Below are 14773 nucleotides of genomic sequence, written 5' to 3'. Positions count from 1 at the left end.
GGCCCCTATCCGAAAACTTTCGCGATTGCCGCCTGCGCGTCGCCCTGGATCCGCTTCAGGTGATCCTCCCCGCGGAAGCTCTCGGCGTAGATCTTGTAGACGTCCTCGGTACCCGAGGGCCGCGCCGCGAACCACCCGGACTCGGTCTCGACCTTGATGCCGCCGAACGACTGATCGTTGCCCGGCGCTTTGGTCCTGACCGCGCGCACCGGCTCGCCCGCAAGCTCCTTCATGTTGAGCTGCTCGGGACCCACGGCCTTGAGCGCGCTCTTCTGCTTCGGCGTCGCCGCAACGTCGATGCGCTCATAGAAGGGCACGCCGAGCTCGGCGGTGAGATCGGCGAAGAGCTGGCTCGGGTCGCGACCGGTTTTGGCGATCATTTCCGCCGCAAGCAAACCTAAGATGATGCCGTCCTTGTCAGTGGTCCAAACCGAGCCGTCGCGCTTCAGGAACGAGGCGCCGGCGCTCTCCTCGCCCGCGAAGCCGAACGCGCCGGTGCCAAGCCCCTCGACGAACCATTTGAAGCCGACCGGCGTCTCCACCAGCTTGCGGTTCAATTTCTTCGCCACACGATCGATGATCGAGGAGGAGACGATGGTCTTGCCGATCGCGGCGTTCGCGTTCCATTGCGGGCGGTGACCGAACAGATAGGCGATCGACACCGCAAGGAAGTGGTTGGGGTTCATCAAGCCGTTCGAGCGCGTCACGATGCCATGTCTATCAGCATCGGTGTCGTTGGCGAACGCGACATCGAACTTCTCGCGCATCTGGATCAGGCTCGCCATCGCGTAAGGCGAGGAGCAATCCATGCGGATCTTGCCGTCCCAATCCGCCGTCATGAAGCGGAACGTCGGATCGACCGCATTGTTCACTACGCTGGCGTTGATCCCATAGCGCTCGATGATCGGTTGCCAAAAATGCACCGCCGCGCCGCCAAGCGGATCGATACCGATCCTGACGCCGGCGGATTTGACCAGCGCAAGGTCGACCGTGTTGCCGAGATCGGCGACATAGGGCGTGATGTAATCGTAAAGATGCGTCGATGGCGCCTTTCGTGCGCGGTCGTAAGTCATCCGCGCGACGCCTTTCAGCCCGGCCTCCAGATAGCGGTTGGCGTTCTTCTCGACGATGCCGGTGACGTCGGTATCCGCGGGCCCGCCATGCGGCGGGTTGTATTTGTAGCCGCCATCTTCCGGCGGATTGTGTGACGGCGTGATGACAACGCCATCGGCTAAGCCGGAGCTCTTGCCCTTGTTGTAAGTGAGGATCGCGTGCGAGATGACCGGCGTCGGCGTATAGCCGCCGTGCTCGTCGATCATGATCTCGACGCCGTTGGCGGCGAACACCTCGACCGCGCTCGCCAGCGCCGGTTCCGCGAGCGCGTGGGTGTCGATACCGATGAACAGTGGCCCGGTCAGCCCGGCCTCGCGGCGATAGTCGCAGATTGCCTGCGTGGTCGCGAGGATATGATCCTCGTTGAAGGAATTCCGCAGCGAGGAACCGCGATGTCCCGAGGTTCCGAAGGAAACGCGTTGCGCGGCGTCAGCCGGATCGGGCTTCGATGCAAAATACGCCGTGACGAGCCGCGGGAGGTTTGCAAGCGAAGCGGGATCGACCGGCTTGCCTGCTGCAGGATTTGGTGCAGTCACGTGACCTCTCAGGACCAATGCTGTCTTCGAGACATCACTATAGGCGCGAGCCGGTTGCAGGCAAAGCGTTATGCGACGCGCGGCGGGCGCTAAGCGACGGAGGCTTGCCGAACGACCGCCTCGGCCTCCATCCGGGCCTCATATGCGACGAGGAATTCGTCGAACTTTGCATAGGGCAATGGCGGCGACACCAGGTAGCCCTGGCCGCACTCGACGCCGCAGCCGAGCAGCGCCTGGCGCTGTTCGACCGTCTCGATGCCCTCGGCGATCACGTTCATCCTGAGCTTCGACGCGAGCCGTACCAGCATCTCGACGATGGTCGCGGCCGAGCCATCCTGCACGATGGTATCGACGAAGAACTTGTCGATCTTCATGGTGTTGACCCCGAGCCGCTTGATCTGGGACAGGCCGCTGTGGCCGACTCCGACATCGTCCAGCGCGACCTTGAAACCATGCTCACGCAACGCTTCGATGACGGCGGCGGCCTTCTCGAGGTCCGGAAATGCTTCGCGCTCGGTCACCTCCATCACGATCTGGCGCGCCGAGACGCCGCTTTCCCTGACCTCGCGGCGCAGCCGGTTGACAAAGGCATCGCTGAGCAAATGGCGCGGGGTGATGTTGACCGACATCTTGAAATATTTGTCCGCCGCGAGCCGCGGGCGCATCTCCTTCAAGGCCAATGCGAGGATCTGCCAGGTGATCGCCTCGATGCGGCCACTGGATTCGGCAAGCGGAATGAAATTCATCGGCGGCGTGACGCTGCCGTCCCGGTGCACCCAGCGCGCCAGCACCTCGCACCCCCTGATCGCGCCGGTGCGCAGATCGAAGGTCGGCTGGAAGTACGGCTTGAATTCGTGCCGCGCCAGTGCGCGGTCGATATCGGCAATCGGCCCTTCCGGCGCCACCGCCCGCGTCATCAACAGGCCGAACGCGAGGCCGAGCGCGGCGGCGAGCAGCATCGACGGCCAATAGCCGTCCCTGTTCCAATGCTGCAGGGCATTGGGCGCGACCCGGACCAGCGCGCGCAAGGGATAGCGGTGCGATGCGCTGCTGAAGGTCACGGCGTCGGTCGCATCCAACACCTGCGAGGCGGCAAATCGCCCGATATCGGCGCCGTTGTCGAGCTGGGCCATCACCTCGCCGTGGTCGCGCAATTCCGTGGGCAGGATGTCGAACAGGATAGCGCTGACACCGAGGATGGCGACCAGTGACGTCTGCGCGTCGATGTCCTTCAACACGCCGAGCGCGACGCCATTGATCTGGTCGACCCGAAACAGCAGGAGGCTGTGATCGGCGGTCTGCAGCATGCGCGGCCGCGTGACCCATTCATTGTCGAACTCGAGCGTCTCCGAATAAGCGGAGCAGATCACCGATCCTTCCCGGTTGACGAGGCGGATGTCCTTGACCTGGGAGCGCTGATAGACCTTGAGGCGGACGGCCTGGAGGGAAGCGGCATCGCAGGTCATCGGACCGCGCTGCATGACGTCATTGAGCGTGGCAACGCTGAAATCCACCGCGACTTCGGAGCGTCGCAGCGCGATATTGGCCAATTCCTCAAGCTGCTTGGCTTGCTGCGTGTCGATCGCAGTGGTCGCGACAAAATGTCCGCCCGCCGCAAAGGCAGCCACGCTGGCCGCGACCAGCGCACTCCTGGCCAGATAGGGCCATCGCCGCATCATGAACGCACGCATACACCCCGGGACGATCGACACACTATATGAGTAGAAACCGCTAAGATTCGGTTGAAGCGCCGCTTGCTTGGATCGTTGACATCAGGTTAACGGGAACCGCCGCCACGATCACCGCTGCGTTACAGTCCAGTACGATGGCCCGCACCCACACGCGGACTTGCCCGGCGGCCGCGCGAAAGGTTAACGTGGATTAACCTACCCTTTGCAGGCCGGAGATGATCGGCGAATTGACCCCGAGAGTTCTGCTCGCGATCGGTTACATCGCCATGACGGCGCCCGCCCTCGCCCAGGACGATCTCGCAGCAGCGCCGGCGGCGCTCACTTTGCAGGTGACGACCGACCCCACGACCATTGAGTGCCGCCGCGTCGAAGATCAGCCGCCGATGTCGCTGACCTTCCGGTCGCTGCACCGGACGTTCAGCGACGACTTCAACGAACATCCGCTGGCGGACGGAAGATGGGTGCCGCATTATGCCGGCGGGGCGGCGTGGCCGGAGGCCCGCTATTGGGGCGGCGACGGCTCCGATTTCAAACGCAAGACCAGCGCCAATGGCGAGCAGCAGATCTATGTCGATCCCCGCTATGGCGGCCGAATGAACACCCCGCTGGGACTTGACCCGTTCAGGGTTCACAATGGCGTGCTGTCGATCGTCGCCAGCCGCACGCCTCCCGATCTGAAGCCGGCGCTATTCGACAATGAATACATCTCGGGCATCCTGACGACGCAGGGCAAGTTCTCGCAGAAATACGGCTATTTCGAAATTCGCGCGAAGATTCCACTGGGCCGCGGCGTGTGGCCGGCGTTCTGGATGCTCGCCGACGACGGCGGCTGGCCTCCGGAAATCGACGTCGTGGAAGGACGAGGCGAGCGGCCCGGCGACATCGTGATGACGACGCATTGGCGGCTTCCTTCGACCCAGCGTATCCAGTCCTGCGGGTTTGATTTCACCGTGCCCGGCGCGGACTCCGACTTCCACAATTACGGTGTGCTGTGGGAAGAAGATCGGCTGATCTACTTCATCGACCGCAAGCCGGTGTCCGACATCGGGGTCCCCATCGGATACGACGATCCCATGTACATGATCGTCAATCTTGCGATGGGATCGAAATTCTTTCTCGGAGTCGGCTTCGTCGATGCCAGTTCACCAAAGAGCATCGCCTTCGAGATCGACCGGATCTCGGTCTATCAGATCGACGCCAACCCCACCGGAGTGACCGATGTTCGGTAGATTTTCGCGCCGGCATTTCGTCAAGCTTGCGGGCATGTCCGCGCTCGGCGTCGCGTCGGCGCCGGCCGCTGCCGCAGAGAGCAACGTGACTCGGGCCGCTGCCGCCAACCCGCACGCGCCCGGCCCGTTTCCCGCCGGCTTTGTCTGGGGCACCGCGACCTCGTCCTACCAGATCGAGGGCGCGGTCAACGAGGACGGCCGCGGCCGCTCGATCTGGGACACATTCAGCCACACGCCCGGCAAGATCGAGGACAACAGCAACGGCGACCGCGCCAACGAGCACTATCACCGCTACAAGCAGGACGTGGCCCTGATCAGGGATCTCGGCGTCAAGGCCTATCGCTTCTCGATCGCCTGGCCGCGGGTGTTTCCGGAAGGTGCAGGTGCGCCGAACCCGAAAGGGCTCGACTTCTACAACCGCCTGATCGACGAATTGCTCGCGAACGGCATCGAGCCCTATGCCACGCTCTACCATTGGGACCTGCCGCAAGCGCTGGAGGACCGCGTCGGTGGTTGGCAATCGAGCGAGACGTCAAAGGCGTTCGGCGACTACGCCGCTTATGTAGCCGAGCGCATCACCGACCGGGTGAAGAACATCTTCACCGTCAACGAGGCCGGCCGCTTCGTCAACTTCGGCTATGGCTGGGGCATCGACGCGCCCGGGCTCAAACTGCCGACGGCGCAATTGAACCAGGTTCGCCATCACGTCGCGCTCGGCCATGGGCTTGCGGTGCAGGCGATCCGCGCCAAGGGACACGCTGGCACCAGGGTCGGCGTCGCCGAGAATATAGCCGCCTGCGTGCCCGCGATCGCGACACCGGAGAACATCCACGCCGCCGAGATTGCCACGCGCGAATTGAACGCGGGCTTCCTCGGCGTCATCCTGGAGGGCAAATATACCGAGGGCTTCCTCGAATATGCCGGCGCCGATGCGCCCAAATTCACGCCCGAGGAATTGAAGATCATCTCTTCGCCGACCGATTTCGTCGGGCTCAATATCTACGCACCGCAATTCTACATCACGGCCTCGGACCGCAAGCCGCATTTCAACGTGCTGCCGTTCCCGGCCTCGTTCCCGCACATGAATTCGGAATGGCTGCGGGTCGGCCCCGAGACGATCTATTGGGCGCCGAGGCTCGCGGCGAAGATCTGGAACATCGAGAACATCTATATCAGCGAGAACGGCACCTCATCCGAGGACAAGCTTACGGCCGACGGCAAAGTCTACGATCTCGACCGCATCATGTATCTGCGCAACTATCTGACCCAGCTCCAGCGCGCGACATCGGAGGACGTCCCGGTGCGCGGCTATTTCCTTTGGAGCCTGATGGACAATTTCGAGTGGATCTTCGGCTACGAGAAGCGCTTCGGTCTCTACCGGGTGGACTTCGAGACGCAAGCGCGGGTGCCGAAACTGAGCGCGGAATTCTATCGCGACGTGGTGGCAAAAAACGCGATCGGGGTCTAGAGGTGCAGAGACTCCGATCGCGTCGTCGCCTTGCGGCCTATCGCATCATCTCATCGCGGCCATGTACCTGCGCCGGCGGCGAGGTCGCCTCGACCGCAGTGAAAGGCTCGATGATGTGATAGCAGTGCTCGGCGTCGGCCGGCACCAGCCAGGAATCGCCGGGGCCGAGCTTGATGGTCTGCCCCTCCAACAGCAGTTCGGCGTGGCCGGAGATCACATAGCCAACCGTCTCATAATCGCGTCGATGCGGCAGGTCGGTTTGCGGCCGCTCATTGTTCCACATCCGCATGGCGACGCGCTTGCCCGAGACCAGATAGGTCTGTCCCATCGCACCCTTTGGCGAGGTCTTTTCCGATACTTTCTTGACGGTGCTGTCGTGCATGGTTGCAGCTCCCGAGTCATCGATCGTTCGATATCAAGCAAGTGCCCGGCGAGAGGTTCCTGCGACGATGCGTGTTCCCGACTCGGAAACCACGGGAACAGCAGGCCAGCGCGGGCGTTTTCAACTGGAGGCGCCGATCTTCCAGGAGACACATCATGACGGACACCAGGGACATCCAGCATGGCGTCAACGATCCCGTCAGCGGCGTCGACGTGAAGCGGAAGTTCAGGGACAATCAAAGCCCCCACGAACGGGCGCAAACTGCGGCCGACGTCCGGGCCGATCCCTCACCCGCGCCGGACGAACCGTTTCTTCCCGAGGCGCTGCGGCGACCGGCGACCGCCCCGCTCAACCCGCGCACCGGACGCCGCCCGACCGAGTGATGTTTCCGGGGGTGATTCCAGACGAGCGCAGACTCGGCCTCGGCAAGCCGCTGGTGCTCGACTTCGCGAAGTCGTCGACTCATTTGCACCTTGTCGGCGCCGTTATTCAGAACACCCCGCTGCACGCAAGCGCCTTGCGGACGTGATCGAGTTCCTGCTCGTCCGCGACCACGTCGAGGATGATATTGCCGACGCCCAACTCGGCGAAGCTGCGCAGTTTCGCTCCGATCTCAGCATAGCTGCCCACGAGATACGGGCAATCCGCCTGGAAGGTCAGGAATGGAAGCAGCCAATAGCCATTGTCGCGGATCGCGCCGTCCTGCTCATCCTTGCCAAGGCGCCGCTTCCAGACGGAATCGGTGTTCCCCATGGTCAGCTTGAATAATTCGCGATTGTCGTCGCTGTCCTGAAATCGACGCTTTGCGGCCCGCCTCGCCTCCGCGCGGCTTTCCCTCGCAAAGATCCCAAAATTCAATCCGGGAGCCTTTATTCCCTGCTCGAGATCGGGCGGGAGCATCTGCATCATCAGGCATTGCATCTCCGTCGCCACGCGGCGGGCATCGTCCGATTGGCCGGCGATCAGAAATTCCGGGATCAATTCCTTCGGCAGGCGCGGCCAGATCTGCAGGTTGTTCGTGGTGTAGAACCTGCCCCGGAAACTAACGGGCCGCGTGCTCGCGAACAATTGGCGTACCACAGCGATGAACTCGCCTAGCCTTGCATATCGCTCGGCGTGGGACTGCTCGTCGCCCAGGCCCTGCAGATCGCTCAGCGCAGTCCCCGTGATCATGTTGAGGTAGACTTTCCGGCCGTAGAGCAGCGCAAAGGAGGAGATCAGTTTTGCCGCGGTGAACGGATGCAGATAGACCGGATTGACCGCGATCAGCGGCGCACAATGTTGCGTGCGCGCGAGGATATGCTGGGCCATCGACCACGGCTCGATGAACACGTCATTGCCGGCAAACAGCAAGATCCCTTCGAAGCCGTTGCGGTCGGCGAAATGCGCGACCCGCATCAGCTCGTCGGCATATTTTGCAGGATCGCGGTTGCGCGAAACGGCAGGGAATACGCGGGGCCTGGCTTTCATCGCCGATAGCTCCGACGATCGGGATCTGCGCTTGTTCGCCAAAATGCCGCGCCAATGCCACGCACGAGCGGCCAGGCGCGATGCAGGATGGCAAGGCGGCCTCTCGCGCTGACGCGCATGGCATCGATGTCGCGCAGCTTCTACCTGCTCTTCTTTTTCTTCTTTTTGGCCTTCTTGGCTTTGGCGGCCTTGCCTAACTTCGCCAAGCCCTTTTCCGTGAGGGCCAACGCATCTCTGAGCTGATCCCGCTCGCGCTTGAGCAGATCCCTCAGACTTTTCTTTTCGTCGGGTGTCAGCTTATCGAAATCAAGATACGGAACAAATCCCATAGTAAATACCCCGGGTTTCCCGCCGCCCCTTGCCAGGCGCGAGAACAATGTTGCTCGCGAAGCGACAAATAATCAAGGTAGTTTTCTCACTCGTTACAGCCTGGAGTAATCGACGCCTGCGCATCTCATGCGGCGCGGCGACGGAGCAAACGTTGCAACGGCGCATCAGGCTGCGCTGCAGCACGCGTGAGGATCACAACAAGATCCTCCATCCATTGTGGAATCACATGGTGTCCGAACAGCTCGCGCTTGTAACTGCACGAGCCGGTGATGCCAGTCTGCCGCTCCTTCAGCATCAGCGAGAGCCAGGTCTGATTGACCGGCAGCACGGGCTGTCCTTCACGGTAGGCGCTTCCAAGCGTGCGTATCTTCACATCCGAAAACTTCAGCGGCTGGCGCAGAGGATTCTGCAAGGTGAAGTAGACCTGGATCAGGGAGGCTGGATCGATGCCCGTTTCGGCGAGCCGCGCGGCGAGAATGTTGAAGGGCAATTCCTGTCGGGCATGGGCTTCGAGAACGCTGTCACGCACGCGGGCGAACGCCTGTCGAAACGAAAGGCCGGGATCGATGCGGGTGCGGACGATTACGGTATTCTCGAACGGTCCGATCACTTGCTCGGTGTCAGGCCGGGAGCGATTGGCCATCGCAGTGGCCACGCAAATGTCATCGCGGCCGGTTTGCATCGCGAGCAGTGTCTTCAGACCCGCCAACAGCGCCATGAACAGCGTGCCATTCTCTCGGCTTGCAAAGGCGGTCACCGCTGCGACCAGATCGCCCGACAGGCGCACCGGCTGATGATCGCTAGGTGGGGCTGGCGCGACGCCGGCAATGTCACCAAAGACCGGCGTGGCGCCGCGCAAATTCTCCTTCCAATAACTGGTCTGCTGCGCCGCAGCGTCGGTTGCACACCATCCGCGCTGACGACGCGCCGCATCGGAGAACGGCAACGCCGGTTGCAGCGCCGGTCCCGAGCGACGAGCGACGAGCGATGCATAGCGTCGCGAGATCTCGTCAAAGAGGATTCCGATTGACCAGCCATCGGCGATGGCGTGGTGGATCGTGAGCAGCAGCGCATGGTCGTCCGGCCCCAATCGCAACAGGCGCGCCCGCCATAGCGGCGCGCGTGTCAGGTCAAATGGCGTCCGTGCTTCCTGCTCGGCGCGAAGCATGGCCTTCCTTAACTGCAGTTGGCTGACGCGCCTGTCGCCCGACGGCGCGCGAACCGCCAGATCTTCAACGCTCAATGGCGCGGCGCGCTTGCCGGGCGGCGTGATCACGAGCGCAGGCTCGTCGCCATCCCAGCCAAAGGCGGTGCGCAGCGACTCGTGACGGCGCATCACCTCACCAAGACTTTTCTTTAGTGCGGCGAGATCGAGCAGCCCCTGCAGCCGCAGTGCAAAGGGCAGGTTGAACAGGGGAAGCCCCGGAAGCGCGCTCTCGATGCCGAGCATCTGGGCCTGCGCGATGGACGGCAGGCGCGGGCCCGTTTCCACGAGATCCGGAATGATCGGCAGAACGTGCTGCGGCTTCCTTGCCAACGCATCGTCGATGCGCTGCGCGAGTTCTTCTACGGTCGGCGCCTCGAAGATCGTCTTGATCGGCAACGACACCCCGAACGCCCGCGCGAGACGCGCCATCGCCTGGCCCGCCAACAATGAATGGCCGCCAAGGTCGAAGAAATTGTCGGCGACGCCGATGCTGGGGACTTTCAGCAGATCGATCCAGATGTCGGTCAGCGTCTTCTCGGTGCCGCGACGCGCCGGCGCCGTCACGCCGCTGGCCTTCGGTTCGGATTGATGTACCCCCCTCAGCGCGGCACGGTCGACCTTGCCGTGACTGTTGAGCGGAATGCGTTCAAGGAACAGGAGGGCTGCGGGCACCATGTGGCCCGGCAGCCTGCTCTTGAGGAAATCGCGTAGCGCACCGGCATCCGGCCGGCTGCCCGGAGCCGCGACGATGTGCGCGACCAGCCGGGTCTCGCCGCCGGCGTCGCGCGGCTCGACGATGGCAGCACGGATATCCGGATGATCAAGCAGAACGTGCTCGATCTCCTTCAGCTCGATCCGATAGCCGCGGATCTTGACCTGATCGTCGATGCGCCCCATGCATTCGATCGTGCCGTCGGAGCGGCGCCGGGCGAGATCGCCGGTCCGATACAAACGCGCGTCGGCATCTTGCGAAAAGGGGTCGCACAGGAAACGTGCATTCGTCTGCCCGGGATCATTGATGTAGCCGCGCCCGACCCCGGCGCCGCCGACGCAGAGCTCCCCCACCATCCCGGCCGGCACCGGCTGCAGATGCGGATCGAGCACGTAGAGGCGCGTATTTGGCAAGGGGCGGCCGATCGGAACGCTGGTCGCGAGCGCCGGCGGTTTAGTAAGGCGATAGAGCGCGACATCATCGGAGCATTCCGATGCCCCGTAGGCATCGACCAACGGCACCTCGGGAAACCGCCGAAACCAGGCGCGGCAGAGATCGACGGCAAGCGGCTCGCCAGTCGAGATCAGGAGGCGCAGGCGGAAGAAGGCGCGCAGCACCGGCGCTTCGTCGGCTTGTTCAAGGATAACCCGCAGCAGCGACGGCACGATCTGCAGCACCGTGACCCCTGCCCGCTCGATTTCTTGCGCCAGCCGTTCGGGATCGCGCACGATATCGTCGGCACAAATGTGGACGCGTGCGCCGGCCATGGGACCGGCGAGAAACTGCCAGACCGAGATCACGAAACTCTGCGGCGCGGTCTGCGCGATGACGTCCGCGGACGACAGGCCAAGCTCGGAGATCAGGGACGCGAGATGATTGGACAATCCCCGCTGCTCGATCATCACGCCCTTGGGCGTCCCCGACGAGCCGGAGGTGTAGATGACATAGGCGAGATTCGATGGCGTGCGCCGCGTCGGCTTTACCGGATTGGCAGCGGCCAGGCCCTCAAGCTGGACAATGGGCATTCGGCGCTGAATAAGCGAGCTGGAAAGCACTTCCTGCAAGGCCGAGGAGCTGCTTGCTCCGACCAATATCAAGTGTGCCCCGCTGGATGCGAGAATCGCGGCCAGCCGTGCAGCGGGTTGGGTCGGGTCCAGGCAGAGAAAGGCCGCCCCGACGCGCTGTACCGCGAGCATCGCAGCCAGCAAATCCGGGCTTCGCTCGGCGAATAGCGCGACCACCGTCTCGTCGCCGATATCCTCCTGCGCGAGCCGCGCGGTGATTGCCGCGCTGCGGCTGGCGAGCTCGCGGTAGCTCACACGCACCTCGCCTGCGGAGACCGCGACCGCTGCCGGCGCACGCGCGACCTGCTGGTCGAACCGCTCGCAGAGATCGAAGGCACTGAAATCGGCTTCGACCCCATTGCAAGCCGCCAGGGCGCGGCGGCGCTCTGCCGGCGACAGCAGCGGCAGGCGCGAAATTCGCTCCTCGGGATCGGCAATGACCGCTTTCAGGAGCCGCTCGAAATGCACAGCCATTCCCGCAATCGTCGAAGCGTCGAACAGGTCGGTGCTGTATTCGAAGAAACCCGAAAAACGGCCATCGGCCTCGATCAGCTCGAGCGTGACGTCGAAGCGCGAAATCTGGGGATCGATCTCGAGGCGCTGCGTCGACAAGCCCGGAAACGTCGCCACCTCGATCGAAGCGCTTTGCAGGATGAACATCACCGGAAATAGCGGGTTGCCGTCGCGGCTGCGCGACACCTGCAGCGCCCGCAACACCTCCTCGATCGGCAGATCCTGGTTGCGATAGGCGTCGAGCGTGACATGCCGCACCCGCCGCAATAGCTCGCCGAAGGTCGGATCGCCGGAGCAGTCGGTTCGCAGGATCACGGTGTTGGCGAACAGCCCGATCAGGCGTTCGGTCTGGATCTGATTGCGGTTCGCGATCAGCGAGCCGATCGCGACATCGTCGTGGCCGGTGTAGCGATGGAGAAGGCATTGAAACGCCGCGAGCAGCGTCATGAACGGCGTGACGCCCTTGGCCTGGCTCAGCGCCCTCAGCCGCGCCGACAAGCCTTGCGGCAGTTCGATGTAATGCCGGGCGCCGCGACCGCTCCAGATCTGTGGGCGTGGGCGATCGGTGCGCAGCGGCAGCGTGGTGACGCCGTCAAGCTGCCTGCGCCAGTAGCTCAACTGCTCCTTTGCCGCCGACGTCGCCGCCCAATCCTGCTGCCACGCGGCAAAGTCGCGGTATTGGAACGCGAGCGGAGGCAACGCGGCCGCGCGGCTTGCCGCATAATGCGCTTGAAGCTCCTGCCAGAACAACCGCTGTGACCAACCGTCGGTGACGAGGTGATGGATGTTGATCACCAGCGCATGATCGGTCGCCCCAAAGCGCAACAGCCTGACTTTGAGCGGCGGCTCATGTTCGAGATCGAATTGGTGATGCGCCAATCTCAGGGCTTCCCGCCGGATCGCCGTTTCGCGCTCACCCTTGGCGCATCCCTTCAAGTCCACGTGTTCGAGCCGTGGCATCGCCGCATCGACGCGTTGCACCGGTTCGCCCAGCCATTCGGAGAAGGTCGAACGCAAGACCTCGTGCCGCTCGCAAAGCGCTGCGATACCAGCCTCAAACGCGGCGACGTCGAGCCGGCCGGACAGGCGCGCCACTTCGACGACATTGTAATTGTACTTGGTCTTATCCAACCGGCTGAGGACGTACATCCGCTGCTGCTGGAACGAGAGCGGCGCGCGGCCTGACTCTGTTGCGGTCTTGCGCCATCCCGGCATCACGAGGTCGCGGCCCGCCGCGCCCGATTGCAGTCGCCCGGCAAGCTCAGCGACCGTCGGCGCCTCGAAAATCTCCTTGAAAGACAGATCAGCGCCGAATTGTTCGCGCAGGCGCGACAGCATTTGCGTCACGCCGAGCGAATCCGCGCCCAGCGCGAAGACGTCCTGATCGACGCCGACCCGCTCCACTTCCAGGAGCCTCGCCCAGATCTCGGCCAATTGCCGCTCCAATTCGGAGCGAGGCAAACGCTTGTGTTCGGTGTCCTCGCTTGCCGGTCCGGCCGACACCAATTCGACAAGCGCGCTTCGCTTGAGTTTGCCGCTCGCCCCTTTCGGCAACGCCTGAACCATCCGGATCAGGCCAGGCACCTTATAGGCGGCGAGCCGCTGCCGCGCGAATTGCCGAAGCTGATGCGCTGTCGCGCCGGACTGCGGCCGCAGCACGATCGCTGCGCCGACGGTCTCGCCGAGCTTCTGGTGCGGAATGCCGAAGACGCCGGCCTCGAGCACATCGGGGTGGCCCAACAGCGCCTCTTCCACTTCCAACGGCGAGATCTTCTGCCCGCCGCGGTTGATGACGTCCTTGATGCGGCCGACGATGAACAGATAACCGTCGGGGTCAAAATAGCCGAGGTCGCCGGTCCTGAACCAGCCATCCCGGAAGGCGGCTCTGGTCGCCTCGGGATCGTTGTAATAGCCCCGGCTGATGGTCGGGCCGCGCAGCACGATCTCGCCGTGCTCGCCGGCCGGCAGCCGCCGGCCTTCATTATCCATGATCGCGATCTCGGGGCCGGCGGGCAGGCCGACCGAGCCCGGCTTGCGCCGGTGGCGAGGGTTGGCGGCGATCTGGGATGCGCCTTCCGTCATGCCGTAGATCTCGATCACGGGCACGCCGAACCGCGCTTCCAGCCCTTGGAGAATGTCGGGGGTCAGCGACGCCGATGCCGAGCGGATCACGCGCAGCGAAGACCCCCGCGTCATCTCTGTGTCATGCTCTGAAGCGGATAGCAGCGCGCGGTGGATGGTCGGCACCGCAGTATACCAGGTCGGCTTCAACTCCTTCAGGCAGGCGAAGAAGGAAACGGGGTCGAAGCCCGCGGTGCAGATCACGCTCGATCCGGCCGCGAGCGCCGTGAGCAGGCCGGATATCAGGGCATGCGCATGAAACAGCGGCAGCATGTTGAGCAGGCGATCCTGCGGCCTGAGCGCGAAGACCACCGCAGCATTGTAGGCCGAAAGACACACGCTCGCATGTGTCAGCGGCACCATCTTAGGGCGAGACGCCGTGCCCGAGGTCAGCAGGATAAAGGCATCATCCTCTCCGCGCGCAGCCCCGCCCACAACGGCAGGCTCAACCGACGGGCCTGCCAATTCGAAGGCGCCAAGACCCTGGCCGCCCCGGGGCGACAGATCGATCACAGCAACCCCCAGCGCGTGCGCGGCGGCCCGGCTTGCAGACCCCGCTTCCGTAGACGTGACGAGAGCGGCAAGCTCCAGCTCGCTGAAATAGCGCTGAAATTCATCCCCGGTCAGGTCCGGATTGACCGGGATGCAGACGGCTGCTGTTGCGACCGCAATGAGGGCCAGCGCGTTATCGACGCCCCGCGGCAATACCACGGCGACGCGATCGGCCTGAGCGATGCCGAGCCTGCGCAATTGATGGACGGTCTCACTGGTGCGCGCGGCAAGCCCGGCATAGGTCACCGCGCCCCGCCCGGGAGCAAGCACCGCAGGCCGATCGGGCGCGTTGCGGGAATAGAAATCAAGCATATCGCCGATGCTCGAAAAGGCCTGGATGCACGAAAGGGCTTGGCCTCCGGTGCTGCTGCCGGCCGATCCTTGC

Annotated in this window: 9 protein-coding genes; 3 read left to right on the top strand and 6 right to left on the bottom strand. The window is 63.6% G+C overall.

Annotated elements, in window-relative coordinates; translation table 11 throughout:
• Positions 1-5: 5 nt before the first annotated feature.
• Both pgm and ACZXDY_RS01640 read right to left on the bottom strand, forming a co-directional pair.
• Entirely contained in the window at positions 6-1649 is a 1644-nt protein-coding gene (pgm, locus tag ACZXDY_RS01645; protein ID WP_464344197.1) for a phosphoglucomutase (alpha-D-glucose-1,6-bisphosphate-dependent), read from the bottom strand.
• 89 nt (positions 1650-1738) lie between these two features.
• The gene (locus tag ACZXDY_RS01640; RefSeq protein WP_464344196.1) at positions 1739-3328 is read right to left on the bottom strand and encodes an EAL domain-containing protein; all 1590 of its coding nucleotides are present in this window, start codon (positions 3326-3328) and stop codon (positions 1739-1741) included.
• Between the two features lie 227 nt (positions 3329-3555).
• Here ACZXDY_RS01640 and ACZXDY_RS01635 point away from each other — a divergent pair, with 227 nt between their 5' ends.
• Together ACZXDY_RS01635 and ACZXDY_RS01630 are read left to right on the top strand one after the other, a co-directional pair.
• On the top strand, positions 3556-4569 hold the full coding sequence (locus tag ACZXDY_RS01635) for a glycoside hydrolase family 16 protein (RefSeq protein WP_464344195.1): 1014 nt from the start codon (positions 3556-3558) through the stop codon (positions 4567-4569).
• Entirely contained in the window at positions 4559-6037 is a 1479-nt protein-coding gene (locus ACZXDY_RS01630; protein WP_464344194.1) for a GH1 family beta-glucosidase, read from the top strand. The genes ACZXDY_RS01635 and ACZXDY_RS01630 overlap by 11 nt, the downstream gene beginning before the upstream one ends.
• Positions 6038-6074: 37 nt before the next feature.
• Here the strand turns inward: ACZXDY_RS01630 and ACZXDY_RS01625 are convergent, their stop codons facing one another.
• Positions 6075-6419 (bottom strand): cupin domain-containing protein, encoded by a 345-nt coding sequence (locus ACZXDY_RS01625; protein ID WP_028161721.1) that lies wholly within the window; start codon positions 6417-6419, stop codon positions 6075-6077.
• Positions 6420-6574: 155 nt separating this feature from the next.
• On the opposite strand from ACZXDY_RS01625, the gene ACZXDY_RS01620 reads away from it, so the two are divergent.
• Positions 6575-6802 (top strand): hypothetical protein, encoded by a 228-nt coding sequence (locus ACZXDY_RS01620; RefSeq protein WP_028161720.1) that lies wholly within the window; start codon positions 6575-6577, stop codon positions 6800-6802.
• 106 nt (positions 6803-6908) lie between these two features.
• On the opposite strand, the gene ACZXDY_RS01615 is transcribed toward ACZXDY_RS01620, so the two are convergent.
• The 3 genes from ACZXDY_RS01615 to ACZXDY_RS01605 form a co-directional block, all read right to left on the bottom strand.
• The gene (locus tag ACZXDY_RS01615; protein ID WP_464344193.1) at positions 6909-7889 is read right to left on the bottom strand and encodes an LLM class flavin-dependent oxidoreductase; all 981 of its coding nucleotides are present in this window, start codon (positions 7887-7889) and stop codon (positions 6909-6911) included.
• A gap of 140 nt (positions 7890-8029) precedes the next feature.
• Complete coding sequence (locus tag ACZXDY_RS01610; RefSeq protein ID WP_028161718.1) at positions 8030-8266, bottom strand: hypothetical protein; 237 nt, start codon at positions 8264-8266, stop codon at positions 8030-8032.
• A 77-nt stretch (positions 8267-8343) separates the two neighbouring features.
• Entirely contained in the window at positions 8344-14700 is a 6357-nt protein-coding gene (locus ACZXDY_RS01605) for an amino acid adenylation domain-containing protein (RefSeq protein ID WP_464344192.1), read from the bottom strand.
• Positions 14701-14773 lie beyond the last annotated feature (73 nt).

Source organism: Bradyrhizobium sp. LeoB3, from assembly GCF_055456055.1.
Note: the sequence above shows the minus strand (reverse complement) of the source record. Positions and strands in the feature narration are given on the sequence as shown.

What these genes read in the sequence shown, in the direction of transcription:
- ACZXDY_RS01620 (WP_028161720.1), top strand. Translation starts at nt 6,575, where the DNA reads ATGACGGACACCAGGGACATCCAGCATGGCGTCAACGATCCCGTCAGC.
- ACZXDY_RS01605 (WP_464344192.1), bottom strand. Translation starts at nt 14,700, where the DNA reads ATGCTTGATTTCTATTCCCGCAACGCGCCCGATCGGCCTGCGGTGCTT.
- ACZXDY_RS01630 (WP_464344194.1), top strand. Translation starts at nt 4,559, where the DNA reads ATGTTCGGTAGATTTTCGCGCCGGCATTTCGTCAAGCTTGCGGGCATG.
- ACZXDY_RS01615 (WP_464344193.1), bottom strand. Translation starts at nt 7,889, where the DNA reads ATGAAAGCCAGGCCCCGCGTATTCCCTGCCGTTTCGCGCAACCGCGAT.
- ACZXDY_RS01640 (WP_464344196.1), bottom strand. Translation starts at nt 3,328, where the DNA reads ATGATGCGGCGATGGCCCTATCTGGCCAGGAGTGCGCTGGTCGCGGCC.
- ACZXDY_RS01625 (WP_028161721.1), bottom strand. Translation starts at nt 6,419, where the DNA reads ATGCACGACAGCACCGTCAAGAAAGTATCGGAAAAGACCTCGCCAAAG.
- ACZXDY_RS01635 (WP_464344195.1), top strand. Translation starts at nt 3,556, where the DNA reads ATGATCGGCGAATTGACCCCGAGAGTTCTGCTCGCGATCGGTTACATC.